Source organism: Blastococcus brunescens, from assembly GCF_035320885.1.
GTDB classification, from domain to species: domain Bacteria; phylum Actinomycetota; class Actinomycetes; order Mycobacteriales; family Geodermatophilaceae; genus Blastococcus_B; species Blastococcus_B brunescens.
The window spans coordinates 1,602,253-1,626,899 of sequence record NZ_CP141261.1 but is presented as its reverse complement, the minus strand read 5'-3'; the positions used below and the strand labels follow the sequence as shown (position 1 = coordinate 1,626,899).

Sequence of the window (24,647 nt, the reverse complement as noted above, 5' to 3'; positions counted from 1 at the left end):
CAGGGTGTCCGGACGGTCCTCCCAGCGCGACGTCCACCGGCGTGCGGCGGACGGCATCCTGCCGATCACAGTGTGGGGCGAGACTAGCCGACCGCGCTCGGCGGCTGACCACCGGAGACACCCCACCGGCGCGTCCCCGGGACCTCGGCCGGTCTACCCGGGCGTCCCGGACCCCGGCACCGGATCGGGGGCGCCCCGACGTCGCCCGGCGCCGCCGGGCCGACGGTTAGAGTCAGGAGCGTGTTCTCCCGGCTGCTGACCCCAAGTGGCTGCTGCTGCACCTGCTGGTGGCCGCCCTGTTCGTGGCCACGTTCTTCCTCGGCTACTGGCAGCTCACCAAGGCCGAGGCCGGCGGCGGCGCCGTCAACTGGAGCTACGCGCTCCAGTGGCCGCTCTACGGCTTCATGGGCCTGTGGTTCTACGTGCGCATGCTCAAAGTGGAACTGAGCCGCGACCCGGACGAGGGCGCCCCGAGCGCCGCCGTGGTGCTGTACCAGCGCCCCCGCATCGACACGTCAGGAGACCCCGAGCTGGCCGCCTACAACGCCTACCTGGCCGAGCTCAACGAGCGCGCCCTCGGTCAGCGGAGCGCCGGCGATGGCCGCTGACCGCACCGCTCCGGCCCGCGACTCCGAGCAGGCGATCGCGGCGGCCCTGCAGCGCTACCGCGTGATGGCCACGGTGGTCGGCGTCCTCCTCGTCCTGCTGTTCGCCGTGGCCGTGCCCCTGAAGCACCTGGCCGGCATCCCGGAGCCCGTCACGGTGCTCGGGACGGCGCACGGCTGGCTGTACGCGTTGTTCTTCCTGTCCACCGTCGACCTCGCGCTACGGGCCAGGTGGACCCTGAAGGGCGCGGTGGTCGCCCTGGTCCTGGGCACCATCCCGTTCCTCTCCTTCTACGGCGAGCGCACCGTGACGCGGAAGATGCGCGCCGGCGAGCGCGTGTGACCGCCGCACCGCCCTCCTCCTCCGACCCCTCCCCCACCCCGAGGACCTGCGCCTGATGTGTGGCCTGCTCGCCTACTTCTCCTCCGACGCCGACCGGGTCGACGACGCGACCGTCGACGCGGTACGCGGCGCCCAGCACTGCCTGCGCCACCGCGGCCCCGACGAGAACGAGGCGTGGTGGGACGACCGGGCGGTGTTCGGCTTCAACCGGCTGTCCTTCATCGACATCGAGCACAGCCACCAGCCGATGCCCTACGCCGACGGCCGCTACCGGATCGTCTTCAACGGCGAGATCTACAACTACCTCGAGCTGCGGGCGGAGCTGGCCGCCCAGGGCGCGCAGTTCGCGACCGAGGGCGACACCGAGGCCATCGTCGCCGGCTACCACCTCTGGGGCGAGGACGTGGTGCACCGCCTCCGCGGCATGTTCGCGTTCCTCATCTGGGACACCGAGAAGCGGACCGTCTTCGGCGCCCGTGACCCCTTCGGCATCAAGCCGCTGTTCACCGCCCGCCTCGCCGACGGCGGCATCGTCTTCTCCTCGGAGAAGAAGGCGCTGCTGCAGCTGCTCGGCGGCAGCGCGGCCGCCGGCGGGGTGGACGGCGCCTCGCTGCAGCACTACCTGACCCTGCAGTACGTCCCGGAGCCGGCGACGCTGCACACGGGGATCCGCCGGATCGAGAGCGGGACCAGCTTCACCGTGGTCGACGGCGAGCTGACCACGTCGCGGTACTTCCACCCCACGTTCCCGATCCGACCCGTCGCCAAGGACGAGCAGCAGGCCCTGTACGACCGGATCGCCGACGTGCTCGACGACTCGGTCCGGATGCACATGCGGGCCGACGTCACGGTCGGGTCGTTCCTCTCCGGCGGCATCGACTCCACGGCGATCGCCGCGCTGGCCAAGCGGTACAACCCGGACCTGCTCACCTTCACCACCGGCTTCGAGCGGCAGGGCTTCTCCGAGATCGACGTGGCAGCGGAGTCCGCCGCCGCGATCGGCGTCGAGCACATCACCAAGGTGGTGACCCCGGAGGAGTTCGCCGAGGCCATACCGCTCGTCGTCTGGTACCTCGACGACCCGGTCGCCGACCCGGCCCTGGTACCGCTCTACTTCATCGCCCGCGAGGCCCGCAAGCACGTGAAGGTGGTGCTCTCGGGCGAGGGCGCCGACGAGCTGTTCGGCGGCTACAACATCTACCGCGAGCCACTCTCGCTGGCGGCGTTCGACCGCATGCCGGCTGCCCTGCGCCGCGCCCTGGGGACGCTGTCCACCCGGCTGCCCGACGGCATGCGGGGCAAGGACCTGCTCCGTCGCGGCGCGATCCCGCTGGAGCAGCGCTACTACGGCAACGCCCGCATCTTCCGCGACGACGAGCTCGGCTTCCTGGAGCGCCGTGATCCGGACCTGTCGCACGTCACGGTCACGCAAGACCTCTACGAGCGCACCGCGCCGCGGGCTACGACGACGTCACGGCCATGCAGTACGTGGATCTGTTCACCTGGCTGCGCGGCGACATCCTGGTCAAGGCCGACAAGATGACCATGGCCAACTCGCTCGAGCTGCGCGTGCCCTTCCTCGATCCGGAGGTGTTCGCGGTCGCCGGCACGCTGCCGGTCGACCAGCGGGTCACCAAGGAGACCACGAAGTACGCGCTGCGGAGGGCGCTGGAGCAGATCGTGCCGCCCCACGTGCTCAACCGCCGCAAGCTCGGCTTCCCGGTCCCCACCCGGCACTGGCTCGCCGAGACGCTGCACGACTGGGCCCGGCAGATCATCGAGGACAGCCAGACCGACGAGTGGCTGGACAAGAAGCAGGTGCTGGCCATGCTGGCCGCGCACCGCGAGAACCAGCGCACCGGCTCGGCGGTCGACTACTCGCGCAAGCTCTGGACGCTGCTGGTCTTCATGGTGTGGCACGGCGTCTTCGTCGAGGAGCGCATCAAGCCCGAGATCCCGGAGACGGTCTACCCCGTCCGCCTCTGAGAACTGAACCAGTGAGGCCCGGAATCGACGCGATTCCGGGCCTCACTGGTTCAACGCTGGCGAGTTGTCAGCTGAAGCTGTCCCCGCAGGCGCAGGAGCTGCCGGCGTTGGGGTTGTCGATCGTGAAGCCCTGCTTCTCGATAGTGTCGACGAAGTCGATCGTGGCGCCGCCCAGGTACGGGCCGCTCATGCGGTCGACGATGACCTCGACCCCGCCGAACTCGTAGGTCTGGTCGCCGTCCAGGAACCGCTCGTCGAAGAACAGCTGGTAGCGCAGGCCCGAGCAGCCGCCCGGCTGGACGGCGATGCGCAGGCGCAGGTCGTCCCGGCCCTCCTGGTCCAGCAGCGCCTTGACCTTGCCGGCCGCCTGGTCGCTGAGCACGACGCCGGTGACGCCGGCCCCGCCGTCGAGGGTGGTGGTGTCCTGCACCGACATGTTGTGTCCTCCCAGATCCGAGGTGCCCGCTGCGGCACATCCTTCAGCGGGCCAACACCGCCGTTGCGGTGGCTCTTCCCCTGCTGCGGACCACTGTACGGCGCTGGGGAGCTTCCCGAGGTCTCCTTCCCCACACACGTAGACTTCGAGCCCGTGAAGCTCCGCCTCCCCGGCCGCCGGAACCCAGCCGAGACCACCGACACCGCGCCCTCGGCAGATCTCACCGAGCAGCTGGTCAAGGCGTCCGGCAAGGGCCGTCCCACCCCAAGCGCAACGAGGCGCAGGGTCGCCGTGCCGGGCCGCCGCCGCCGCCGCCGACCACGCGCAAGGAGGCCTACAAGCGGATGCGGGCGCAGCAGGCCTCCCGGCGCGCCGAGACGCGACAGGGCGCGGCCCGCGGCGACGACGCCTACCTGCCCGCCCGCGACCGGGGGCCGGTGCGCAAGCTCGTGCGCGACGTCGTCGACTCGCGCCGCAACATCGGCAGCTTCTTCCTCGCCATCGCCGGCGTCGCCCTCATCGGCACCGTGTACCCGAGCATCGCCGTCAAGAGCTACGCGACCATGCTAATGATCGGCTTCTTCCTGCTCCTCATCGTCGACTCGGTGGTACTCGGCCGGAAGATCAAGCGCACCGTCCTCGAGCGCCACCCCGAGACGACGAAGACCCGCGGGCTGGTCTGGTACGGCGTCAGCCGGGCGACGATGATCCGCCGCTGGCGCTTCCCCAAGCCCGATGTCCCCCTGGGTGCCCAGGTCTGATCGCGACCTGATCGCCGCCTGGTGGAGGTCACCCTCCTGGGCACCGGCGCCGCCGACGGCTGGCCCAACCCCTGGTGCTCCTGCGCGTCGTGCGCCGACGCGCGGGAGCGGCACGAGCAGCGACGGCCGACGTCCGCCCTGCTCGACGGCGTCCTGTTGCTCGACCTGGCGCCGGGGCTGCCGCCGGACGGCATCTCCCTGGGGTGCGTGCACACGGTCCTCGTGACGCACGCCCACCCCGACCACTGCTCACCGTTCGCCCTGCTCTGGCGGCACTGGGCGGCGCTGCCGGGCCCGCTCACCGTCGTGGGGCCGGAACCGGTGGTCGAGGAGTGTCGCCCTGGCTCGCCCCCGAGGACCCGGTGACCCTCGCGGCGGTCGAGCCGGGCGACGTCCTCGACCTGGCCGGCTACCGGGTCCGGGCGCTGGCCGCCGACCACGAGGTGCCCACCGTCCTGTACGACGTCACGGGGCCCGACGGCGGCCGGCTGCTCTACGCGACCGACAGCGGGCCGCTGCCGGTCGCGACCGTGGAGGCGGCGCGCGGCGCCGACTACGACCTGGTGCTCCTCGAGCAGACCTTCGGCGACCTGCGCGACCACGCCACGTCGCACCTGGACCTCGGCACATTCCCCGACCAGCTCGCGCGGCTGCGCGCCGTCGGGGCGATCACCGAGACGACCGACGTCGTCGCGGTGCACCTGAGCCACCACAACCCGCCGATCGCGGAGCTGGACCGCCGGCTCGCCGAGCACGGCGCCCGCACCGTCCCGGACGGCTCGACCGTGATCGCCGGGCCCGGAGGAGCGGTTCTCCTCCGCGGCGCCTAACGTCGCGGCACGTGGAATTCCGACGCCTCGGCCGCTCCGGCCTGACCATCTCCGAGATCGCCTACGGCAACTGGCTCACCCACGGTGGCCAGGTCGAGGAGGACGCCGCATCCGCCTGCGTGCGCGCCGCCCTCGACGCCGGCATCACCACCTTCGACACCGCCGACGTCTACGCCGGCACGCGGGCCGAGGCCGTCCTCGGCCGCGCCCTCGAGGGGCAGCGACGCTCGTCCTACGAGCTGTTCACCAAGGTGTACTGGCCCACCGGCCCCGGGCGGAACGACCGCGGGCTCTCCCGCAAGCACATCATCGAGAGCTGCCACGCCTCGCTCCAGCGGCTGAAGACCGACTACGTCGACCTCTACCAGGCCCACCGCTACGACCCGACGGTGCCGCTCGAGGAGACGATGACCGCCTTCGCCGACCTGGTGCGGGCGGGCAAAGCCCTCTACATCGGCGTCTCGGAGTGGAACGCCGAGCAGATCGCGGCCGGTGCCGCCCTGGCCCGCGAGCTGAACGTCCAGCTGATCAGCAATCAGCCGCAGTACTCCATGCTCTGGCGGGTCATCGAGTCCGAGGTCGTGCCCACCTCGGACAAGGAGGGGCTGTCGCAGATCGTCTGGTCCCCGCTCGCCCAGGGCGTGCTCACCGGCAAGTACCTGCCGGGCCAGCAGCCGCCGGCCGACAGCCGCGCCGGCCACGCGGAGGCCGGCAACTCGATGCGCGGATTCCTGCGCGACGACATCCTGACCGCGGTCCAGGGGCTGCGCCCGATCGCCGACGGCCTCGGTCTGTCGATGGCGCAGCTGGCGATCGCCTGGGTGCTGCAGAACCCGAACGTGGGCGCCGCGATCGTCGGTGCCACCCGGCCCGAGCAGGTACATGACAACGTCGCGGCGGCCGGCGTCCGGCTCGACGACGACGTCATGAGGCGGATCGACGAGGTGCTGGGCGACGTCGTCGAGCGCGACCCGGCCAAGACCGCCCGCGGCTGAGCGGACGGGCCTCGTCGCTCCCCTGCTCAGGGGGCGGCGAGGCCCATCGGGCCGTAGACCTCGTCGTCGCCGTCGATGAGGGTCACCGTCGCGACGCCCTTGTCCAGCAGCTCGCGCCAGTTCTCACCGAGCCAGGACTCCGCGTCGCCCTGGTTGTCGGTGCCGGGCACCTCCACACCGATGGTGGAGGGCTCGACGGCCGCTCCGGAGGAGTCCTCGAGACGCCAGGTCCAGGTCATGGTCCGCAGGCTAGTGACCGCACCGTCACCCCGCTGTGACCGACCCGCCCGGTTACGGTCCGGCGAGCGCGGGCATGGCAGTCCATCGACCCGTCCCATCCGGAGGACCGATGACCGCACCCGTTCCCCAGACCACCACCGGCGCCACCCGTGCCGACGAGCAGCCGGTATCCGAGAACGCATCGACCGGGCAACTGATCAGCCAGCTCACCGAGCAGATCAGCCGCCTGGTCCGGGACGAGGCCCGCCTCGCCCAGGCCGAGGTGACCCAGAAGGCCAAGAAGCTCGGGGTCGGAGCCGGGCTCTTCGGCGGAGCCGGCCTCGTCGCCTTCTTCGGGCTCGCCGCACTCATCACCGCGGTGATCCTCGCCCTGGCCCTGGTGCTTCCCGGCTGGTTGGCCGCGCTGATCGTCGCCGTCGTCCTGTTCGCCGTCGCCGGTGTGCTCGCCCTGATCGGCAAGAAGGACGTCGAGAAGGGCTCCCCGCCAGTGCCGACCGAGGCCATCTCGAGCGTGAAGACCGACATCGCGACAGTGAAGGAGAGTGCGCGCCGGTGAGCACACCGAGTGGACCCGGAGACGGACAGGACGCGGCCGCCAACGGCCCCACCGACCCGGACGCGATCAGGGCGGACATCGAGGCGACCCGCGAGCAGCTCGGCCGCACCGTCGACGAGCTCAGCCAGCGCCTCGACGTCCCGGCCCGGGCCAAGGAGAGCGCGACGCGGGCGAAGGACACCGCCGTCGAGACCTACCGCGAGAGCCCTCCGGCGGTCGTCGGTGCGGGCGGCGCGGTCGCGGCCCTGCTCGGGCTCGTCCTCTGGCTCCGGCGGCGGAAGCGGCGGCGGGCCAGCACCGAGGAGCTCCTCGTGGGGGCACGAGTGGGCCGCAGGCGCGAGGCGAAGCGGGCGCGCAAGGAACTGGCCGCCCGGCGCACCGCAGCGGAGAAGCAGCGGAAGCGGGCCGTGAAGAATGCCAAGATCGAGGCCCGCCGCACCGCGAGGAGGAAGCGTTGAGCAAGCGCAACAAGGGTGAGGCCAAGAAGAACACCGGCGCCAAGATCGCCTACCGGCCGATCGGCCTGATCAGCGGCCTGGTGGCCGGCTCCCTGAGCGGGATCGTGTTCAAGCAGGTCTGGAAGGTCGTCGCCAAGGAGGAGGAAGCTCCCTCGGCTCTGCAGAGCGAGTACCGCATGCGCGAGGTCGTGCTCGCCGCGGCCATCCAGGGCGCGATCTTCGCCGCGACGAAGGCCGCCGTCGACCGGGCCGGGGCTCGCGGATTCAAGCAGCTCACCGGCGCCTGGCCGGGCGACTGACGAGGCCGCTCCTGCCCAGCACCGCCCGCGGCGGGCTCCTGTGCGAGGGCCGCACGTCGTCACCAGCGCACCATCGAGGAGCACGCACATGACCGGCACGAGACGACGCGAGAGCGCCGTCGACCGGATCCGCGAGCGGGTCGAGGAGAAGGCCGCCCGGAGAGCCGCAGCCGCCCGCGCGGCCGACGGCGCGCCCCGGGACCAGGACGATCCGCTGCTGCGGTCGCCGGCCCTTCCGGCTCCCGACCGGTTGCCGGGGATCGGGGCGAACTCCCCACCCAGATCCCGCCGGGTGGCTGGAAGCAGATCCTCAAGCGCGCGTGGGCGGAGAACAACGCCGACAACATGCCGATCATCGCGGGCGGTGTCGCGTTCTTCGGCTTCCTGGCGATCTTCCCCGCGCTGCTCGCGCTGGTCTCCATCTACGGGCTCGTCGCGTCCGAGGCCGAGGCCGCCCGTCAGGTGGCGGAGTTCACCACGGGCCTGCCCGAGGAGGCGCGCCGCCTGGTCGAGGACCAGGTCACCGCCATCACGGCCAACGCCGGCGGGGCGCTCACCCTGAGCCTGATCATCTCGATCCTGGCCGCGCTGTGGAGCGCCTCCGGTGGGGTCAACAACCTCGTCAAGGCGGTCAACATCGCCTACGACGAGGTGGAGACCCGCAACTTCATCAAGCTCCGGGCACTCTCGCTGGGGCTCACCCTGGGCGCGATCGTCTTCGTCATCCTCACGATCGGCCTGGTGGCCGTGCTGCCGGTGGTCCTGGATGCGCTGCCCCTGGGCGGTGTCGGCACCGTCCTCGCCGAGATCGCGCGCTGGGTCGCACTGCTCGCCGTCGTCGCGGGTTCGCTGGCCGTGCTCTACCGCGTCGCCCCCGACCGGGACGCGCCCCGATTCCGGTGGGTCAGTCTCGGCTCGATCGTGGTCACGGTCGTCTGGGCTTTGGTGAGCCTCGGCTTCACGCTCTACGTGAACAACTTCGGGTCCTACGACAAGACCTACGGCGCCATCGCCGGCGTGATCGTGCTGATGCTGTGGCTGTACCTGACCTGCTACCTCGTGCTGCTCGGCGCCGAGATCAACTCGGAGACCGAGCACCAGACGGCCCAGGACACCACCGACGGCGAGCCGCAGCCGATGGGACGACGGGACGCGGTGAAGGCCGACACGCTGCCGGCGAAGGCGGAGCCCGACAAGGGGGACGGCGACCCCACCCGCAAGAACGCGGACTGAGGAAGGACCCCGTCCTCCCCACCCTTCGCGAGCTCATGGCGGGCCCCTGGACGGGGCCTAACGCACGTGGGACTCGACGAACGGCGGCTTCACGACCTCCACGGACTGGGGCGGCCCCGGACGTCGACGGTGAGCGTCGCGCCGGCGGCAGCGCCCGAGGCCGCGTCGACGAGCGCGAGCGCGATCCCGGTGCGCAGGGTCGGCGAGAAGGTTCCGCTGGTGACCTCGCCGACACGCTCGCCCGCGCCGTCGAGCACCGACATGCCGGGCCGCGGGATGCCCCGGCCGTCGGCGCGCAGTCCCCACACCAGGCGGGCGGGTCCGGCATCCTTCTCGGCGAGCAGGGCCGACCGTCCCCAGAAGGCCGGCTTCCCCAGCCGACCGCCCAGCCGGCCCGCGCCTGATTCGGCGTGATGTCGGGCGACAGCTCGTGCCCGTGCAGCGGATAGCCCATCTCGGTCCGCAGCGTGTCCCGGGCGCCGAGCCCGCAGGGGCGGATGGCCTGGTCCTGCCCGGCCTCCAGGACCGCGTCCCAGAGGTCGACGGCGTGCTCGGCGTCGACCAGCAGCTCGTAGCCGTGCTCCCCGGTGTAGCCGGTGCGGCAGACGGTCACCTGGGCGGCCCTCGCGCGCCGGTACCGGATACGAACGACATGTAGTCGAGCTCGCCGGGCAGTCCGAGGAGCTCCAGCACCTGCAGCGAGCGCGGCCCCTGCAGGGCCAGCACCGCCACCTCCGCGTGCCGGTCGGTGACGGTCACGCCCACCGGAGCGGCCTCCGCCAGGCGCCGGACGACGTCGGCAGCGTTGGCCGCGTTGGGCACGAGCAGGACGTCGTCCGGGCCGTGCAGGTAGACGATCAGGTCGTCGACCACGCCCCCGCCTGCGGCTCGCCGTCCGGCAGGCAGCAGAGCGTGTACTGCGCCTGGCCGGGGCCGATCCGGGACAGGTCGTTGGTCAGGCAGGAGTCCACGAACGCCGCCGCCCCGGGGCCGCGCACGGTCACGGTGCCCAGGTGCGAGACGTCGAACAGCCCCACGCCGGACCGCACCGCGCCGTGCTCGGCCAGCACCCCACCGCCCGCATACTCGATCGGCATCGACCAGCCGCTGAAGTCGGCGAGCTTCGCGCCGGCCGCCACGTGCCGGTCGTGGAGCGGGGAGGTGAGCGGGCTCATGCAGGCCACGCTAGTGCGGCCCTCCGCGGTGACGTGAGGGAACGGCCCGCCGTCGGCCCCGTCCCGAGGGTCGCTCCGAGCCCGGCGAGATTATGGGACGGCCCCTCTGCAGGGACCCGCCGTGAGCCTGCGAACGGTGAGGGGCAGAGGGGTCCTTCTAGGATCGACCGGTGCCGCAGACGATCACAGCCACCGACCACCCGCTGGAGAAGCTGACCGGGGACGCCGTCGTCGTCGCCGTCGGCAAGGGCCCCGACGGGCCGCTCCCGACACCGGGGGCCGAGGCGGTCGACCGGCTGCTGGGGGCCGTCTCCTCCCCGCGCTCGCGGACCTCGGCGCCCGGGGGCCGAGGACGAGGTCACCCGGATGCCCACCTTCGGGCAGGGTCCCTTCCCCGTCGTCGCCGTCGCCGGGCTGGGTGCGCCCGACACGGCCGGCGCCTACCGGCCCGAGGCCGTGCGGCGGGCCGCCGGTGCCGCCAGCCGGGCGCTGGGCGGTCGCCGGTCCGTCGTCAGCCTGCTGGCCGCGGTCGGGGGACGCCGGACGCCGACCGGCTGCACGCCGTCGGTGAAGGCGCGCTCCTGGGGGCCTACGAGTTCACCGCGTACAAGTCCGACCTCCCGGCCGGTCGTCCGGTCCCGCCGAGCGAGTTCACCATCGTCGTCCCGGACGTCAGTGCCGCAGAGCATGCGCTGCGCCGCGTCCGGGCCGTCGCGGACGCCGTCGCCCTGGTGCGCGACCTGGTGAACACCCCGCCCAACGACCTCCACCCGGCCGAGCTGGCCGCCCGGGGCGCCGCGGCCGGTGAGAAGGCCGGGCTCGCGGCCGAGATCCTCGACGAGGACGCGCTGTCAGCCGGCGGGTACGGCGGCATCCTCGCCGTGGGCCAGGGATCGACCCGCAAGCCCCGGCTGCTGCGGCTGTCCTACACCGGCGCCGGGGCGCGCACGAAGATCGCGCTCGTGGGCAAGGGCATCACCTTCGACAGCGGCGGCCTCTCGATCAAGCCCGCGCTGAAGATGGAGGACATGAAGAGCGACATGGCCGGTGCCGCGGCCGTGATCGCGACCGTCTGCCTGGTCGCCCAGCTCCGCCTGCCCGTGGACGTGGTGGCCACCGTGCCGATCGCCGAGAACCTGCCCAGCGGAACCGCGTACCGGCCCGCCGACGTGGTGACCTTCCGCAACGGCAAGAAGGCCGAGATCACCAACACCGATGCCGAGGGCCGGGTCGTCCTGGCCGACGCGATCGCGCGCGCCGCGGAGGACCAGCCGGACTACCTGCTCGAGACCTCGACGCTCACCGGTGCGCAGCTGGTGGCCCTCGGGTCCCGCACCGCCGGTGTCATGGGCAGCGACGACCTCAGGGACGCGGTCGTCGCCGCCTCCGAGCGCAGCGGCGAGGGGATGTGGCCGATGCCCCTGCCGCCGGAGCTGCGGCGGGGCCTGGACTCCCCATCGCCGACTTCGTGAACGCCAACGCCGATCGGATGGGCGGCATGCTCGTCGGCGGGCACTTCCTGAAGGAGTTCGTGCCCGACGGTCTGCCGTGGGCGCACATCGACATCGCCGGCCCGAGCTACAACACCGGCTCACCGTGGGGCTACACCCCCAAGGGCGGCACCGGCGTCCCCGTGCGGACCCTGCTCGCGACGATCGAGGCCCTCATCGCCGACTGAACTGTCCGAGGCAAAGGAACCTATACCTGCGTTCTACGGCTCGATACGCAGGTATAGATTCCTTTGCCTGGGTCATTCAAGGCGGTTCGTCTTCTGCTTCGCGCTCCAGTCGCGCATGCGCTGGGGGTAGCCGGTCACCTGCGCGTCGTACACCGGGATGGCGAGGTCCTTGGAGAGCCGGCGGGCGACGTCGGGGCCGTCGATGCGCCGCCGCGTCCACTCGCCGTCGGCGGCGACGAGCACGATCGTCGTCTCCGTGACCGCGGTCCGTGGCTCGACGTATCCCTCGACCCCCGGCGGCTGGCCACGAACTGCTCGAGGTGGGTCAGGTCCTTGCGCTGGGAGGCGCGATCGAGGGTGGCCCGGCGCCCGTCGTCCCCTCGGAACGGCGGCCTCGGCCGCGCAACCGGTCGAACAGCCCCATGGCGCCTCTCCCTCGTCCGTGCCGTCCGTCAGCGGCTCGTGATCATCGGCGCGCTCGGGAAGGCAACGGCGCTCCGGGCCGGGTCGTTCCCGGAGTGGCAGGATGAGCCCAAGCCCCCGCCCGCACGAGCGGGAGCCCGACGACTGCATCGAGGAGATCTCGTGAGCTCACCCACCTCCCCGCCGACCTGGTCATCCTCGGTGGTGGCTCCGGTGGCTACGCCGCGGCCTTCCGCGCGAGCGAGCTGGGACTGAACGTCGTCCTGATCGAGCGGGACAAGGTCGGCGGCACCTGCCTGCACCGCGGCTGCATCCCGACCAAGGCGCTGCTGCACGCAGGTGAGGTCGCCGACCTGGCCCGCGAGGGCGAGCAGTTCGGCGTGAAGACGTCGCTGGCCGGCATCGACATGGACGGCGTCAACGCCTACAAGGACGGCGTCATCGCCAAGCTCTACAAGGGGCTGCAGGGCCTGGTGAAGGCCCGGAAGATCACCTACGTGGAGGGTGAGGGGCGGCTGACCTCCCCGACCACCGTCGAGGTGGACGGCCAGACCTACGAGGGCAAGCACGTCCTGCTGGCCACCGGCTCGTACGCCCGCAGCCTGCCCGGCCTCGAGGTCGACGGCACGAAGGTCATCACCAGCGACCACGCCCTGAACCTGGACCGGGTGCCCGCCTCGGCGATCATCCTGGGCGGGGGCGTCATCGGCTGCGAGTTCGCCAGCGCCTGGAAGTCCTTCGGCGTGGACGTCACCATCGTCGAGGCGCTGCCCCACCTCGTCCCGCTCGAGGACGAGTCCTCGTCGAAGCTGCTCGAGCGCGCGTTCCGCCGCCGCAAGATCGCCTTCGAGCTGGGCAGCCGCTTCTCCGGCGTGCAGAGCACCGACAACGGCGTCAAGGTCTCCCTCGAGAACGGCAAGGAGATCGAGGCCGAGCTTCTGCTCGTGGCCGTGGGCCGCGGCCCGGTGAGCGAGGGCCTCGGCTACGCGGAGGCCGGGGTGCAGATGGACCGCGGCTACGTCCTCGTCGACGAGTACTGCCAGACCAGCGTCCCGACGATCTCCGCCGTGGGAGACCTCATCCCCACCCTGCAGCTCGCGCACGTCGGCTTCGGCGAGGGGATCCTCGTCGCCGAGCGGGTGGCCGGCCTGTCGCCCGCCCCGATCGACTACGCCGGCGTGCCGCGCATCACCTACTCCGACCCCGAGGTCGCCTCGGTCGGGCTGACCGAGGCCCAGGCCAAGGAGAAGTACGGCGAGATCAAGACGCTGACCTACGACCTGGCGGGCAACGGCCGCAGCCAGATCCTGAAGACGACGGGCGCGGTCAAGCTGATCCAGGCCGAGGACGGTCCGGTCGTCGGCATCCACATGGTGGGTGGCCACGTCGGCGAGCTCATCGCCGAGGCCCAGCTGATCTACAACTGGGAGGCCGAGGCCGACGACGTCGCCAGCCTCATCCACCCGCACCCCACGCAGAGCGAGGCGCTGGGCGAGGCCCACCTCGCCCTCGCCGGCAAGCCCTTGCACGTGCACGGCTGATCGACCTCTCGTCCCCTCTCCCCCACGCCAGAAGGAGCACCGCCCCGATGCCGACGTCCGTCACCATGCCCGCCCTGGGCGAGAGCGTCACCGAGGGCACGGTCACCCGCTGGCTCAAGCAGGAGGGTGAGCAGGTCGAGGCCGACGAGCCCCTCCTCGAGGTCTCGACCGACAAGGTCGACACCGAGATCCCGTCACCGGCCGCGGGCGTCCTGACCAAGATCCTGGTCGCCGAGGACGAGACCGTGGAGGTCGGCGCGGAGCTGGCCGTCATCGGTGGGGACGGCGGTGGCGGTGGCGGTGGCGGCGCTGACGAGGAGTCCGAAGAGGGGTCGGCGGAGGACGCGGACACCTCGCAGACCCCCGACCAGCAGGTCGAGGACGCGGACCCCGAGCCGCAGCAGGAGCAGGAGGCGCCGCAGGAGGAGCCGGCGTCGGCTGACAGCGGTTCCGACGCCGGTTCCGGTGGCGGCGGCGAGGGCACCCCGGTGACCATGCCCGCCCTGGGCGAGAGCGTCACCGAGGGCACGGTCACCCGGTGGCTGAAGTCCGTCGGTGACGAGGTGGCGGCCGACGAGCCGCTGCTCGAGGTCTCGACCGACAAGGTGGACACCGAGATCCCTCCCCGGTCAGCGGCACGCTGCTGGAGATCACGGTCAACGAGGACGAGACCGTCGATGTCGGAGCTCAGCTGGCCGTGATCGGCGGCGGGGGCTCCGGTGGCGGGTCTGCTCCGGCCCCGGACCGGGAGGCGCCGCACCAGGAGGCGCCCGCTCAGGAGGCTCCCGCTCAGGAGGCTCCGGAGAAGGAGGCGGCCGAGGAGGAGCCCCAGGCCGCCCCGGAAGCCAAGCCCGCCGCGGCCGAGACCGCGCAGCCCGGTGGCGACTACGGTGCCAGCGGCGCCCAGCCCGCCGAGTCCCCCACGTCGGCGCCCCCGCCGCAGGTGGCCCCGCAGGCACCGGCCGGCCAGCAGCCCTCGGGTGGCGACGGGTCCGGCGCCTACGTGACGCCGCTGGTCCGCCGACTGGCCGCGGACAAGGGCGTGGACCTCTCGAGCGTGACCGGCAGCGGTGTCGGCGGACGGATCCGGAAGCAGGACGTGCTCGCAGCGGCGGAGAAGCCGTCCGCTCCGGCCGCCGCCTCGCCGTCTGCCGGTGCAGGCGCGCCGCGGACGCCGTCCCCCGCTGCCACACCGGACACGTCGCTGCGGGGCCGCACGGAGAAGATGTCGCGGCTGCGCACGGTCATCGCCAAGCGCATGGTGGAGTCGCTGCAGGTCAGCGCTCAGCTGACCACCGTGGTCGAGGCCGACGTCACCCGCATCGCCAACCTGCGGCAGCAGGCGAAGAACGACTTCGAGGCGCGCGAGGGTGTCAAGCTCTCGTTCCTGCCGTTCTTCGCCAAGGCCTCCATCGAGGCGCTCAAGGCGCACCCTCGGTGAACTCCTCGATCGACCAGGAAGCGGGCACGGTCACGTATCACGACGCCGAGAACCTCGGCATCGCGGTGGACACCGAGCGCGGCCTGCTCGTCCCGGTCATCCACGACGCCGGTGACCTCAGCCTCGGAGGCATCGCCCGCAAGATCGCCGACCTGGCCGAGCGGACCCGGACGAACAAGATCACCCCGGACGAGCTGGGTGGTGGCACCTTCACGCTCACCAACACCGGCAGCCGCGGGGCGCTCTTCGACACCCCGATCATCAACCAGCCGCAGGTAGCCATCCTCGGCGTGGGGTCCGTGGTCAAGCGTCCGGTCGTCGTGAACGACGCGGAGCTCGGCGAGGTCATCGCGGTCCGGTCGATGGTCTACCTGGCCCTCACCTACGACCACCGCATCGTCGACGGCGCGGATGCCGCCCGGTTCCTCACGACCGTCCGGGAGCGGCTCGAGGCCGGCCAGTTCCACGGCGAGCTCGGCCTCGCCTGATCGAGGACAGCCTGCCCCCACCACCCGCAGGTGCGCGGCGGTCCCCACGGGGGCCGCCGCCGCCGGCTCCCTGAGGAGTGCCAGTGAAGGTCGCCGTGTCGGGCGCCTCGGGTCTGATCGGGGCGCACTCCTGCCCGCCCTCCGCTCGGACGGTCACGAGGTCCTCACCCTCGTCCGGCGGACCCCGCGGACCGCTGACGAGCACCGCTGGGACCCGCAGCACCGGCGGATCGACCCGGCCCTGGTCGCCGACGTCGATGCCGTCATCAACCTCGGGGGACGCCGATCCGCCCCCGCCCCTTCACCGCGTCCTACAAGGAGAAACTGCTCTGCAGCCGCCTGGACGCGACGACCACGCTCAGCCAGGCGCTGGCGGTCGCGGCGGCGGCCGACCCCGGCCGTCCCCGCATCCTGCTCTCGGCGTCGGCGGTGGGCTACTACGGCGACACCGGAGCCCGGACCGTCACCGAGCAGGACCCGGCGGGGACGGACTTCCTCGCCCAGCTGTGCGCGCAGTGGGAGGCGGCGACCGGCCCCGCGGAGGCGGCGGGCGTCCGCGTGGTGCACCTGCGCACGGGCCTGGTGCTCGATCGCCGGGCCATGCTGGTGCAGATCCTGGGCCGGGTGTTCCGCCTGGGCCTCGGCGGCCGGATGGGCACCGGCCGGCAGTACTGGCCCTGGATCAGCCTCACCGATCAGGTCGGGGCGATCCGTCACCTGCTCGCGGTCGACGTCTCCGGTCCGGTGAACCTGACCGGACCGGCGCCGGCGACCAACGCGGAGTTCACCCGCGAGCTCGCGCGGCAGGTGCACCGGCCGGCGGTCCTGCCCGTGCCGGCGTTCGCGATCAACCTCGCGCTCGGCGAGTTCGGGCGCTCCAGCGTCACCGCCGGGCAGCGCGCCATGCCGGTGCGCCTGGAGGAGTCCGGCTACCGGTTCACCCATGCCGACCTCGAGTCGGCGCTGCGGGCGGCCACCGCGCGCTGACGGCGGGTCTCACGCCAGGCGCCGCGCGGCCTCGATCCGCCAGCCGTCGTCGCTGCGCACCAGCACCATGCGCACGGTCGTCTCCGGACGCCCCGGGACCGTGCGCAGCGCCAGGCCGTCGGGGGCACCCGCGGGGACGACGTCGTAGGCCGGCCACCGATCGACCAGGTCCAGCTCGACCCGGTCCGTCCCCTCGCCCACCCCTGTGACGGCCACGACCGTCGGCGCGAAGTTCCGCAGCACCTCCCCGCCCCCGCCAGATCGCGGGCATGCCGCTCGTCCGCGGCCCGCAGTGGGCTGCCGGGGCTGTAGACCTGCGCCACGGCGTCCGGAGAACCCGCCGCGAACGCGGCGGCGCGGCGCTCGTACAGATCGGCAACGACCGCGCGCCAGCCCTCGACGGACCCCGGGGCGCCGACTCGGTCGGCAGGCCGGCCGTCCCCGGGAGGAACGACACCTGGGTCGTCCGTGGCGCCGGCGTTCGAGGCTTCCGCCCGCGCCTCCGGCTTCCCGGGCCGGCGCCGTCGAGGTCGGAGCCGACCGCGGCCTCCACCGTCCGGGCGCCGTCGCCCGCCGCCGCGTCGCCGTCCGCCCAGCGCACCCCCAGCCAGCCCACCACCAGGAGCGCGGCCAGCAGCGCCGCGAGCACCGCCGTCCGGGGCCCGGTCCACTCCTGCAGCCGCGCGCGCACCCGTGCACCCCGACGTGGTGCCTCGACGACGACCGGAGCGGGGCGGGCGCGACGACCGGGCACCTGGTGGGTCAGTTCCGTGCGCGGCCCACGACCGGTGCGGGACAGGTCCGCGTCGGGAACACCGTCGACGGGGAGCCGGACGGGTTCGGGGCGGCAGGCGTGCCGCAGGTCCAGGGCGAAGGCCGCCGCCGAGCCGCGGTCGTGCGGGTCGTCGGCCAGGCCCCGGCTGATGACGGCGACCAGCTCCGGCGGCGCGTCAGGTGCGAGCTCGGCCAGGTCGGGCAGCATCCCGACCGCCGCGACGGCGAGGGTGTCCGCCGGCGTCGCGGCGTTCCACGGGGCGATCCCGGTCAGGGCGTGGAAGGCCGCCGCCGCGATCCCGAAGACGTCGGAAGCGGGCCCGGTGCGCCGCCGCGGGCGACGGTCGGGTCGACGTAGGGCGGTGTCACCTCTGCCGCCGCGACCTCCCCAGGACCCGGGCCACGCCGAGGTCGGTGAGGACCGGGCGTCCTTCTCCGGTGAAGACGATGTTGCCCGGGAGAGGTCGCCGTGGACGACCCCGCTGCCGTGCGCGTGCGCCAGTGCGGCGGCCACCGGCGCGACCGCGGTCACGACCTCGCCGGGTCGCAGCCGTCCGCGCCGGGCCAGCAGCGTCGCCAGGCTGCCACCGGCCAGGAGCTCCAGCACGAGGGCGACGCGCGTGGCCCCGCCGCGCTGCGGTTGGTGGACCACCTCGATGAGCCGCACCAGGTGGGGGTGGTCCAGACCGCCGAGCAGGGCGGCCTCCCGTGCCTGCCGCTCCGGATCACCCGCGACGAGCACCTTCACGGCGACCGGCTCACCGCCCCGCCGCGGCACCGCCCGCCAGACCTCACCGGAGCCACCGCGCCCGAGCAGCGTCTCCAGCGTGTACCCGGGGACGACGGGCGGCCGGACGACGGCACCGGCTCCGTCGGCGGGTCGCGCAGCAGCAGGCATGGACGGGACGGTAGGACGCGGAGCGCCTCGCCCGCTCCCGTTGTCCACAGCCCTGCCGACCGGGGACCGAACGGTCGGCACCGCCTTGCCCCCGGCTACCGTCGGGCGATGTCGTCGCGCGTGGAGGTCGTGGTCGTGGGGGCCGGGTTGGCCGGCCTGTCCGCCGCCACCCGGCTGGCCGGGGAGGGCCTCGACGTGCACGTGCTCGAGGCCGGCGCGCACGCCGGCGGGCGGCTGGCCACCGAACGCATCGACGGGTTCGTGGTGGACCGGGGTTTCCAGGTGCTCAACACCGGCTACCCGCGGGCGGCCGACCTCGACCTCGAGGCGCTCCGGCTCGGCTGGTTCCAGCGCGGCGCCGTGCTCCGGGTCGACGGGAAGGCCCACCATGTCGTCGACCCCCGGCAGCGTCCGGCCGCCGTGGTGGGAACGGCCACCGCCCCGCTCGGCTCGCTCCGGGACAAGGCGGCGCTGGTCCGCTTCTCCCTCCGGGCCGGGTACCTGCCCGTCGAGCAGCTCCTGAGAACGCCGGAGCGCACCGCGGAACAGGCCCTCCGGACAGCAGGCGTCGGGGACACCGCCCTGGACCGCTTCTTCCGGCCCTTCCTGGCCGGCGTGCTGCTCGAGGACGAGCTGACCACCTCCAGCCGATACCTGGACCTGCTCTGGCGCAGCTTCGTCCGCGGAGCGATCGGTCTGCCCGCCGACGGGATGCAGGCCGTCGGGGAACAGCTGGCCGCGCGGCTGGACGAGGGACGCCTCCACCTGCACACCCCGGTCCGCACCGTTGCGCCCCGAGCCGTCGTCACCGACACCGGCACCTGGACCGCCGACGCCGTGGTCGTCGCCACGGACCCGGAGACCGCAGCGCGGCTGCTGCCGGTCGTCCAGGCCTCCGCCCCCGACACGTCACGACCCACGTCCACGTGCTGCCCGCGTCCCCGTGGGACTCGCCGCTCATCGTCCTCGGAAAGCCGCAGGGCCGGCTGGTGAACACCGTGGTGCTGTCCGACGCCCAGGCCCGCTACAGCCCCGACGGCCGGGCGCTCGTGGCGAGCTCGACGTTGGCGCGGACCACGGAGGCCGAGGTCCGCGCCGAGATCGCCGCGGCGCACGGCGTCCCGGCCGCCGACCTCGACCACCTGACGACCGTCACCGTGCCGGGCGCCCAGCCGGCCGCCGTCCCGCCGTTGCAGCTGCGCCGGCCGGTCGACCTCGGGGACGGGCTGTACGTGTGCGGCGACCACCGCGACACCCCGTCGATCCAGGGCGCGATGGCCAGCGGCGCCCGCGCCGCCCGCGCCGTCCTCCGCGCCTTGCGCCCCACCCCTCCCGCCGCCTCCGAGAGAGCGTCCTGATGCCCACCTCCCAGCCGACGATCCTCGCCACCAGCATGGGCTTCGCCTCCCGCGGCCGGGGGCCCTACGACTGGCGCCCGGGGCCGGTGTTCGACCTCGCCGTCGAACTGGCCGGGGCGCCGGAGCGGCCCAGGCTCTGCTACCTCGGCACCGCCACGGGCGACGACCCGGTGCGCGTCGCCGGCGTCTACGGCGCGTTCGCGGGCAGTGCTGTCCAGGTCAGCCACCTCAGTCTGTTCACGATGCCCACCGTCCCGGACGTGCGGGCCCACCTGCTCGCCCAGGACGTCGTCTGGGTGGGCGGCGGCAGCGTCGCGAACCTGCTGGCGGTCTGGCGGGTGCACGGGCTCGACGAGGTCTTCCGCGAGGTGTGGGAGGCCGGGGTCGTGCTGGGCGGGGTGTCCGCGGGCTCCCTGTGCTGGCACGTCGGCGGCACCACGGACTCCTACGGTCCCGACCTGCGGCCGGTCACGAACGGCCTGGGCCTCATCCCGACGTCGAACGGCGTGCACTACGACTCGGAGGAGCAGCGCCGGCCGCTGTACCACCGGCTGGTCGCCGACGGCACGCTGCCGGGCGGACACGCGACGGACGACGGCGTCGGGCTGGTCTACCGGGGCACCGAGCTCGTGGAGGCGGTGTCCGACCGGCCCGGGGCGGCCGCCTACCGGGTGGAGCGCGGTCCAGACGGCACCGCGGTGGAGACCCGGGTGGAGCCCCGCCGGCTGGCGTGAGGCCCCGTCTCGGGTCCCGTCCGAGCCCGCGAGGGACGAGGAGGGCGAGGTCCTGTCACTAGGCTGGTGTCCGTGAGCGAGCTGCGCATCATCCGGGCGGGCACGGTCCCCTACGAGGAGGCCTGGGCGCAGCAGCGCGAGCTGCACGCCCAGCGGGTGAGCGGCGAGGCACCCGACACGCTGCTCCTCCTGGAGCACCCGCCGGTCTACACCGCCGGCAAGCGCACCGAGCCCCACGAGCGCCCGTTCGACGGCACACCGGTCATCGACGTCGACCGCGGCGGGAAGATCACCTGGCACGGCCCGGGGCAGCTGGTCGGCTACCCGATCGTGGCGCTGGCCGACCCCGTCGACGTCGTCGCCCACGTCCGCCGGCTCGAGGAGGCCCTCATCGAGGTGTGCTCCGGGTTCGGTCTGACCGCCGGACGGGTGGAGGGGCGCAGCGGCGTCTGGGTGCCCGCCGACGAGCCGGGCCAGGGCGTCCGGCCGGAGCGGAAGGTCGCCGCGATCGGGATCCGCGTGGCCCGCGGCGTGACGATGCACGGCTTCGCGCTCAACTGCGACCCGGACATGACGGCGTTCAGCAACATGGTCCCCTGCGGGATCCCCGACGCCGGCGTCACGTCGCTGTCGGTCGAACTGGGCCGGGACATCACCACGGCCGAGGCGCTCGACCCGGTGCAGGCCGCGATGACGACGGTGCTCAGCGTGCAGCCTGCCGCTTTCCCGGCATGACGGCGCTGCCCCGCAGCGAGTACGTCAGCCTCACCACGTACCGGCGGACCGGCGTGCCGGTCGCCACCCCGGTGTGGGCGGCACCCGACGGCGACTCGCTGGTGGTGTGGACCCGTGCCGATTCCGGCAAAGTGAAGCGCCTGCGGCACACGTCGCGCGTGACGGTGGCGCCCTGCGACGTCCGCGGGCGGGCTCAGGGCCCGCCGGTGGAGGCGGAAGCGGGATTCGTCCCGCCCAGTGAGCACCCCGGCGCCCTCTCCGCGCTGCGCCGTTCCTACGGACTGAAGTTCACCGTCGGCAACGCGACGTCCCGGCTCTGGCACCGGCTGCTCCGCCGCCACGGTGACCGCCACGAGCTGATCCGCATCCGCCCGGCCTGAGGCAGGGTCGTGCCGAGTGGGCCCCGGAGGGGTCCTCGCAGGCGCGACGACAGGGCTCCGCGCGTCAGGGGTACGGCAGGTGGCCGCGGTGCGGTCCGGAGGATCGCGGTGTCCTAGCCGAGCACGAAGTTGACCAGCCGGCCGGGCACGGCGACGACGCGCCGCACGGTGGCGCCGTCGAGGTAGCCGGCGATCTTCTCGTCGGCCCGGGCGGCCGCCTCCAGGGCTGCGGCGTCGGCGTCCGCCGGCACGCTCACCGACGACCGGACCTTGCCGTTCACCTGGACGGCGACCTGCACTGTGTCGTCGACCAGCCACTCCTCGTCGGCCACCGGGAAGGCGTGCCAGGCCGACGAACCGTCGTGGCCCAGCCGCGTCCACAGCTCGTCGGCCAGGTGCGGGGCCAGCGGCGCCACCAGCAGCACCAGCGTCTCGGCCGCCTGTCGCGGCACTGGCGCCGTCGCCCCGTAGGCCTGCGTCAGGTGATTGGTCAGCTCGGTGATCCGGGCGATCGCGATGTTGAACCGCAGGGTCGCGAAGCCGTCGCGCACGCCCGCGATGGTGCGGTGCAGCGCGCGCAGCGTCTCCTCGGCGGGCTCGACCTCGTCGGAGGCCCGCACCTCTCCGGAGGCCTCGTCGACCACCACGCGCCAGATGCGCTGCAACAGCCGCTGGGAGCCGACGACGGCCTTGCTCTCCCACGGGCGCGACTGGTCCAGCGGACCCGTCGACATCTCGTAGACCCGGAAGGTGTCGGCCCCGTACGCGCCGATCATCTCGTCGGGCGTGACCATGTTCTTCAGGCTCTTGCCGATCTTCCCGTACTCGCGGTTGACCGGCTCGCCCTCGTAGAAGAACTGCCCGTCCTTCTCCACCACGTCGGCCGCGGGCACGTAGAAGCCGCGCTCGTCGGTGTAGGCGAAGGCGGAGATGTAGCCCTGGTTGACCAGCCGGCGGAACGGCTCCTCGCTCGAGACGTGACCGAGGTCGTGCAGCACCTTGTGCCAGAACCGCGCGTACAGCAGGTGCAGGACGGCGTGCTCGACACCCCCGACGTAGAGGTCGACCCCGCCGACGTCACCGGCCTCCCGCGGACCCAGCCAGTACTCCTCCAGCTCCGGGTCGACCATCCGCTCGTCGTCGGCGGGGTCGAGGTAGCGCAGGTAGTACCAGCAGGAGCCGGCCCAGTTGGGCATCGTGTTGGTCTCGCGGCGGTACTTCTTCAGGCCTTCGCCCAGGTCCAGCTCGACCGTCGTCCACTCGGTCGCCCGCGACAGCGGCGGCTCCGGCGCGGAGTCGGCGTCGTCGTCGGCGAACGTCTTCGGCGAGTAGTCGTCGACCTCCGGCAGCAGCACCGGCAGCATCGACTGCGGGACGGCGACCGGCAGGTCGTCCTCGTCGTAGACGATCGGGAAGGGCTCGCCCCAGTAGCGCTGCCGGCTGAACAGCCAGTCGCGCAGCTTGTAGGTGGTGGTCGCCTCGCCGTGGCCGTGCTCCACGAGCCAGTCGGTGATGCGGGCGATCGCCTCGGTCTTGTCCAGCCCGTCCAGCGAGATCTCGTCGTTGGCGGAGTTGATCATCGGCCCGGCGCCGGTGTACGCGCCGCCCTCGAAGTCCGCCGGCGGCTGGACCGTCCGCACGACCGGCAGGCCGAAGGCCTCGGCGAAGTCGAAGTCGCGGGTGTCCTCGCCCGGCACGGCCATGATCGCGCCGGTGCCGTAGCCGGTCAGCACGTAGTCGGCGATGAAGACCGGCAGCTCGGCACCGTTCACGGGGTTCACCGCGGTGATCCCCAGCCAGACACCGGTCTTCTCGCGGCCGGCGTCCTGGCGGTCCAGCTCCGAGCGGCGAGAGGCCTGCCGCTGGTAGCCGCGCACCGCCTCGGCCGGCGTCGCCGCTCCCCGGTCCACCGCGGATCCGTGCCGTCGGGCCACGCGTCGGCCGTCAGGGCGGCGACCAGCGGGTGCTCCGGCGCCAGCACCATGTACGTAGCACCGAACAGGGTGTCGGGCCGGGTGGTGAAGACCTCGATCGACTCGCTGGCTGCGTCGTCCACCCGCCCCGCCACCCCGACGGCGAACCGGACCTTCGCGCCGGTGGATCGGCCGATCCAGTTGCGCTGCATGAGCTTCAGCGAGTCCGACCAGTCCAGCCGGTCCAGGTCGTCGATCAGCCGGTCGGCGTAGGCGGTGATCCGCATCATCCACTGCTTCAGCGGCCGCCGGAACACCGGGAAGTTGCCCCGCTCCGACCGACCGTCGGCGGTGACCTCCTCGTTGGACAGCACCGTCCCCAGGCCGGGGCACCAGTTCACCGGGGCCTCGTGCAGGTAGGCCAGCCGGTAGGCGTCGACCACCTTCCGCCGGGCGACCTCGTCCAGCTCGGCCCACGGTCGGCCCGACGGATTGGTCTCGGGCGCCGGCGTGCGCGTCCCGGCGTCCAGCTCGGCGACCAGCTCCTCGATCGGCCTGGCCTTGCCGGCCGTCTCGTCGAACCAGGAGCCGAACAGCTGCAGGAAGATCCACTGGGTCCACTTGTAGTAGCCCGGGTCGATCGTGGCGAAGCTGCGGCGGTCGTCGTGGTCGACCCCGAGTCGCCGCAGCTGGGCCTTGATCGCCGCGATGTTGGCCTCGGTCGTGACCCGCGGGTGCTGCCCCGTCTGGACGGCGAACTGCTCCGCGGGCAGGCCGAACGCGTCGTAGCCCATCGGGTGCAGCACGTTGTCGCCGTCCATCCGGCGGAACCGGCTGGTGACGTCGGTGCCCAGGTAGCCCAGCGGGTGGCCGACGTGCAGGCCGGCGCCCGAGGGATACGGGAACATGTCCATCAGGAAGTACTTGGGCCGGTCGGCGACCCGGTCGAAGCCTTCGCTGAGCCGGCCGGTCGGGTTCGGCGTGTGGAAGGTGCCCTCGGACTCCCAGCGGTCCTGCCAGGCGAGCTCGATCTGCTGGGCCAGCGCAGGCGTGTAGCGGTGCGGCGGCACGTCACCGGACGCCTGCTCGACGTTCGGCTGGTCGGCGGTCTGGCTCATCGCTGGTGCTCCCGGGTGATCGCAACGCTCGTTCCGGCGGCAGACATGAAGAAACCCCTCACGCAGGAGGGGTCGCCGTGCTGTCTGAACGTCTCAGGTCAGCACGGCCGGTGAAGCAGGAGCCGCCCGGTCACGCCGCGAGCCTACCGCGACGTGCCGGGCGCCGGTTCGGCTGGGCGGGGCCGTGATCGGCGGCCTCCTCTCCTCCCTCCGGGTCAGGTCGTGCACCCGCTCGACTGCGGCTCTGCCGCGATTGCGCCGA

General features: G+C 72.9%; 28 protein-coding genes and 5 pseudogenes. 23 read left to right on the top strand and 10 right to left on the bottom strand.

Translation table 11 applies throughout. The features are described 5' to 3' along the window. Nucleotides 1–287: 287 nt before the first annotated feature. Genes U6N30_RS10765 through U6N30_RS10750 form a run of 4 tightly spaced genes read left to right on the top strand, consistent with a single transcriptional unit; the run spans nt 288 to nt 2,934 of the window. Complete coding sequence (locus U6N30_RS10765; RefSeq protein WP_324277299.1) at nt 288–608, top strand: metalloprotease; 321 nt, start codon at nt 288–290, stop codon at nt 606–608. Continuing rightward, nucleotides 598–948 carry a DUF3817 domain-containing protein gene (locus tag U6N30_RS10760; RefSeq protein WP_324277298.1) on the top strand — a complete coding sequence of 117 codons (351 nt, stop codon included), beginning with the start codon at nt 598–600 and terminating at the stop codon, nt 946–948. The genes U6N30_RS10765 and U6N30_RS10760 overlap by 11 nt, the downstream gene beginning before the upstream one ends. Nucleotides 949–1,003: 55 nt before the next feature. Then, on the top strand, nt 1,004–2,491 hold the full coding sequence (asnB, locus tag U6N30_RS10755) for an asparagine synthase (glutamine-hydrolyzing) (protein ID WP_324277297.1): 1,488 nt from the start codon (nt 1,004–1,006) through the stop codon (nt 2,489–2,491). Further along, nucleotides 2,428–2,934 carry an asparagine synthase C-terminal domain-containing protein gene (locus U6N30_RS10750; RefSeq protein ID WP_324277296.1) on the top strand — a complete coding sequence of 169 codons (507 nt, stop codon included), beginning with the start codon at nt 2,428–2,430 and terminating at the stop codon, nt 2,932–2,934. Before asnB ends, U6N30_RS10750 begins: the two co-directional genes overlap by 64 nt. A 67-nt stretch (nt 2,935–3,001) precedes the next feature. On the opposite strand, the gene U6N30_RS10745 is transcribed toward U6N30_RS10750, so the two are convergent. Then, entirely contained in the window at nt 3,002–3,370 is a 369-nt protein-coding gene (locus U6N30_RS10745) for a HesB/IscA family protein (protein WP_324277295.1), read from the bottom strand. Between the two features lie 68 nt (nt 3,371–3,438). On the opposite strand from U6N30_RS10745, the gene U6N30_RS10740 reads away from it, so the two are divergent. From U6N30_RS10740 to U6N30_RS10725, 4 genes are read left to right on the top strand one after another with little or no spacing between them, the layout of a single operon-like run. Beyond that, nucleotides 3,439–4,131 (top strand): DUF3043 domain-containing protein, encoded by a 693-nt coding sequence (locus U6N30_RS10740; protein WP_324277294.1) that lies wholly within the window; start codon nt 3,439–3,441, stop codon nt 4,129–4,131. A 21-nt stretch (nt 4,132–4,152) separates the two neighbouring features. Beyond that, nucleotides 4,153–4,497, top strand: a complete 345-nt coding sequence (locus tag U6N30_RS10735; protein WP_324277293.1) for an MBL fold metallo-hydrolase — start codon at nt 4,153–4,155, stop codon at nt 4,495–4,497. Next, the gene (locus tag U6N30_RS10730; RefSeq protein ID WP_324277292.1) at nt 4,494–4,961 is read left to right on the top strand and encodes an MBL fold metallo-hydrolase; all 468 of its coding nucleotides are present in this window, start codon (nt 4,494–4,496) and stop codon (nt 4,959–4,961) included. The genes U6N30_RS10735 and U6N30_RS10730 overlap by 4 nt, the downstream gene beginning before the upstream one ends. Before the next feature lie 11 nt (nt 4,962–4,972). Then, nucleotides 4,973–5,956, top strand: coding sequence for an aldo/keto reductase family protein (locus U6N30_RS10725; RefSeq protein ID WP_324277291.1), 984 nt, complete (start codon nt 4,973–4,975; stop codon nt 5,954–5,956). Between the two features lie 26 nt (nt 5,957–5,982). Here the strand turns inward: U6N30_RS10725 and U6N30_RS10720 are convergent, their stop codons facing one another. Next, a complete protein-coding gene (locus U6N30_RS10720; protein WP_324277290.1) occupies nt 5,983–6,195 on the bottom strand; it encodes a hypothetical protein in 213 nt (70 codons plus the stop codon). 110 nt (nt 6,196–6,305) lie between these two features. On the opposite strand from U6N30_RS10720, the gene U6N30_RS10715 reads away from it, so the two are divergent. The 4 genes from U6N30_RS10715 (at nt 6,306) to U6N30_RS10700 (ending at nt 8,742) form a co-directional block, all read left to right on the top strand. Continuing rightward, complete coding sequence (locus U6N30_RS10715; RefSeq protein ID WP_324277289.1) at nt 6,306–6,752, top strand: phage holin family protein; 447 nt, start codon at nt 6,306–6,308, stop codon at nt 6,750–6,752. Next, on the top strand, nt 6,749–7,210 hold the full coding sequence (locus U6N30_RS10710) for a DUF3618 domain-containing protein (RefSeq protein ID WP_324277288.1): 462 nt from the start codon (nt 6,749–6,751) through the stop codon (nt 7,208–7,210). Before U6N30_RS10715 ends, U6N30_RS10710 begins: the two co-directional genes overlap by 4 nt. Beyond that, nucleotides 7,207–7,509, top strand: coding sequence for a DUF4235 domain-containing protein (locus U6N30_RS10705; RefSeq protein WP_324277287.1), 303 nt, complete (start codon nt 7,207–7,209; stop codon nt 7,507–7,509). The genes U6N30_RS10710 and U6N30_RS10705 overlap by 4 nt, the downstream gene beginning before the upstream one ends. A 345-nt stretch (nt 7,510–7,854) precedes the next feature. Then, a complete protein-coding gene (locus U6N30_RS10700) occupies nt 7,855–8,742 on the top strand; it encodes a YihY/virulence factor BrkB family protein (protein WP_324277286.1) in 888 nt (295 codons plus the stop codon). A gap of 89 nt (nt 8,743–8,831) precedes the next feature. On the opposite strand, the gene U6N30_RS10695 is transcribed toward U6N30_RS10700, so the two are convergent. The 3 genes and pseudogenes from U6N30_RS10695 to U6N30_RS10685 all read right to left on the bottom strand — a co-directional run bounded on the left by U6N30_RS10695 (nt 8,832) and on the right by U6N30_RS10685 (nt 9,917). Continuing rightward, complete coding sequence (locus U6N30_RS10695; protein ID WP_324277285.1) at nt 8,832–9,050, bottom strand: glycine cleavage T C-terminal barrel domain-containing protein; 219 nt, start codon at nt 9,048–9,050, stop codon at nt 8,832–8,834. Nucleotides 9,051–9,175: 125 nt separating this feature from the next. Next, nucleotides 9,176–9,564 (bottom strand): annotated as a pseudogene (locus U6N30_RS33725) (glycine cleavage system aminomethyltransferase GcvT); the annotation flags it as partial. Between the two features lie 35 nt (nt 9,565–9,599). Beyond that, nucleotides 9,600–9,917, bottom strand: a complete 318-nt coding sequence (locus U6N30_RS10685; RefSeq protein ID WP_324277283.1) for an aminomethyltransferase family protein — start codon at nt 9,915–9,917, stop codon at nt 9,600–9,602. A 366-nt stretch (nt 9,918–10,283) separates the two neighbouring features. On the opposite strand from U6N30_RS10685, the pseudogene U6N30_RS10680 reads away from it, so the two are divergent. Both U6N30_RS10680 and U6N30_RS10675 read left to right on the top strand, forming a co-directional pair. Next, nucleotides 10,284–10,379, top strand: a pseudogene (locus U6N30_RS10680) (hypothetical protein); the annotation flags it as partial. Nucleotides 10,380–10,471: 92 nt separating this feature from the next. Continuing rightward, nucleotides 10,472–11,595, top strand: a pseudogene (locus tag U6N30_RS10675) (leucyl aminopeptidase). Between the two features lie 72 nt (nt 11,596–11,667). Here the strand turns inward: U6N30_RS10675 and U6N30_RS10670 are convergent. Next, nucleotides 11,668–11,838: a hypothetical protein gene (locus U6N30_RS10670; protein ID WP_324277282.1), complete on the bottom strand. Its 171-nt coding sequence runs from the start codon at nt 11,836–11,838 to the stop codon at nt 11,668–11,670. Between the two features lie 368 nt (nt 11,839–12,206). Here U6N30_RS10670 and lpdA point away from each other — a divergent pair, with 368 nt between their 5' ends. The 4 genes and pseudogenes from lpdA to U6N30_RS10645 all read left to right on the top strand — a co-directional run bounded on the left by lpdA (nt 12,207) and on the right by U6N30_RS10645 (nt 16,475). Beyond that, the gene (lpdA, locus tag U6N30_RS10665; protein WP_324278239.1) at nt 12,207–13,559 is read left to right on the top strand and encodes a dihydrolipoyl dehydrogenase; all 1,353 of its coding nucleotides are present in this window, start codon (nt 12,207–12,209) and stop codon (nt 13,557–13,559) included. 47 nt (nt 13,560–13,606) lie between these two features. Further along, nucleotides 13,607–14,260 carry a biotin/lipoyl-containing protein gene (locus tag U6N30_RS10660; protein ID WP_324277281.1) on the top strand — a complete coding sequence of 218 codons (654 nt, stop codon included), beginning with the start codon at nt 13,607–13,609 and terminating at the stop codon, nt 14,258–14,260. Continuing rightward, nucleotides 14,257–15,488 (top strand): annotated as a pseudogene (gene sucB, locus U6N30_RS33720) (2-oxoglutarate dehydrogenase, E2 component, dihydrolipoamide succinyltransferase). The gene U6N30_RS10660 and the pseudogene sucB overlap by 4 nt, the downstream one beginning before the upstream one ends. Nucleotides 15,489–15,695: 207 nt before the next feature. After that, a complete protein-coding gene (locus U6N30_RS10645; protein WP_324278238.1) occupies nt 15,696–16,475 on the top strand; it encodes a TIGR01777 family oxidoreductase in 780 nt (259 codons plus the stop codon). Between the two features lie 9 nt (nt 16,476–16,484). Here the strand turns inward: U6N30_RS10645 and U6N30_RS10640 are convergent, their stop codons facing one another. Both U6N30_RS10640 and U6N30_RS10635 read right to left on the bottom strand, forming a co-directional pair. Beyond that, nucleotides 16,485–16,718 (bottom strand): hypothetical protein, encoded by a 234-nt coding sequence (locus U6N30_RS10640; protein ID WP_324278672.1) that lies wholly within the window; start codon nt 16,716–16,718, stop codon nt 16,485–16,487. A gap of 1,048 nt (nt 16,719–17,766) precedes the next feature. Continuing rightward, nucleotides 17,767–18,147, bottom strand: a pseudogene (locus tag U6N30_RS10635) (protein kinase domain-containing protein); the annotation flags it as partial. Nucleotides 18,148–18,255: 108 nt separating this feature from the next. On the opposite strand from U6N30_RS10635, the gene U6N30_RS10630 reads away from it, so the two are divergent. From U6N30_RS10630 to U6N30_RS10610, 5 genes are all read left to right on the top strand, one after another. Next, a complete protein-coding gene (locus U6N30_RS10630; RefSeq protein WP_324277278.1) occupies nt 18,256–19,140 on the top strand; it encodes a protoporphyrinogen/coproporphyrinogen oxidase in 885 nt (294 codons plus the stop codon). Then, complete coding sequence (locus U6N30_RS10625; protein WP_324277277.1) at nt 19,137–19,505, top strand: hypothetical protein; 369 nt, start codon at nt 19,137–19,139, stop codon at nt 19,503–19,505. The genes U6N30_RS10630 and U6N30_RS10625 overlap by 4 nt, the downstream gene beginning before the upstream one ends. Continuing rightward, nucleotides 19,505–20,239 carry a Type 1 glutamine amidotransferase-like domain-containing protein gene (locus U6N30_RS10620; RefSeq protein ID WP_324277276.1) on the top strand — a complete coding sequence of 245 codons (735 nt, stop codon included), beginning with the start codon at nt 19,505–19,507 and terminating at the stop codon, nt 20,237–20,239. The genes U6N30_RS10625 and U6N30_RS10620 overlap by 1 nt, the downstream gene beginning before the upstream one ends. Before the next feature lie 72 nt (nt 20,240–20,311). Continuing rightward, nucleotides 20,312–20,974 carry a lipoyl(octanoyl) transferase LipB gene (gene lipB, locus U6N30_RS10615; RefSeq protein WP_324277275.1) on the top strand — a complete coding sequence of 221 codons (663 nt, stop codon included), beginning with the start codon at nt 20,312–20,314 and terminating at the stop codon, nt 20,972–20,974. Beyond that, a complete protein-coding gene (locus U6N30_RS10610) occupies nt 20,971–21,354 on the top strand; it encodes a PPOX class F420-dependent oxidoreductase (RefSeq protein WP_324277274.1) in 384 nt (127 codons plus the stop codon). The genes lipB and U6N30_RS10610 overlap by 4 nt, the downstream gene beginning before the upstream one ends. Before the next feature lie 113 nt (nt 21,355–21,467). Here the strand turns inward: U6N30_RS10610 and U6N30_RS33715 are convergent, their stop codons facing one another. Then, nucleotides 21,468–23,231, bottom strand: coding sequence for a class I tRNA ligase family protein (locus tag U6N30_RS33715; RefSeq protein ID WP_422678104.1), 1,764 nt, complete (start codon nt 23,229–23,231; stop codon nt 21,468–21,470). Continuing rightward, on the bottom strand, nt 23,132–24,385 hold the full coding sequence (locus U6N30_RS33710) for a class I tRNA ligase family protein (RefSeq protein ID WP_422678063.1): 1,254 nt from the start codon (nt 24,383–24,385) through the stop codon (nt 23,132–23,134). The genes U6N30_RS33715 and U6N30_RS33710 overlap by 100 nt, the downstream gene beginning before the upstream one ends. Nucleotides 24,386–24,647: the final 262 nt, after the last annotated feature.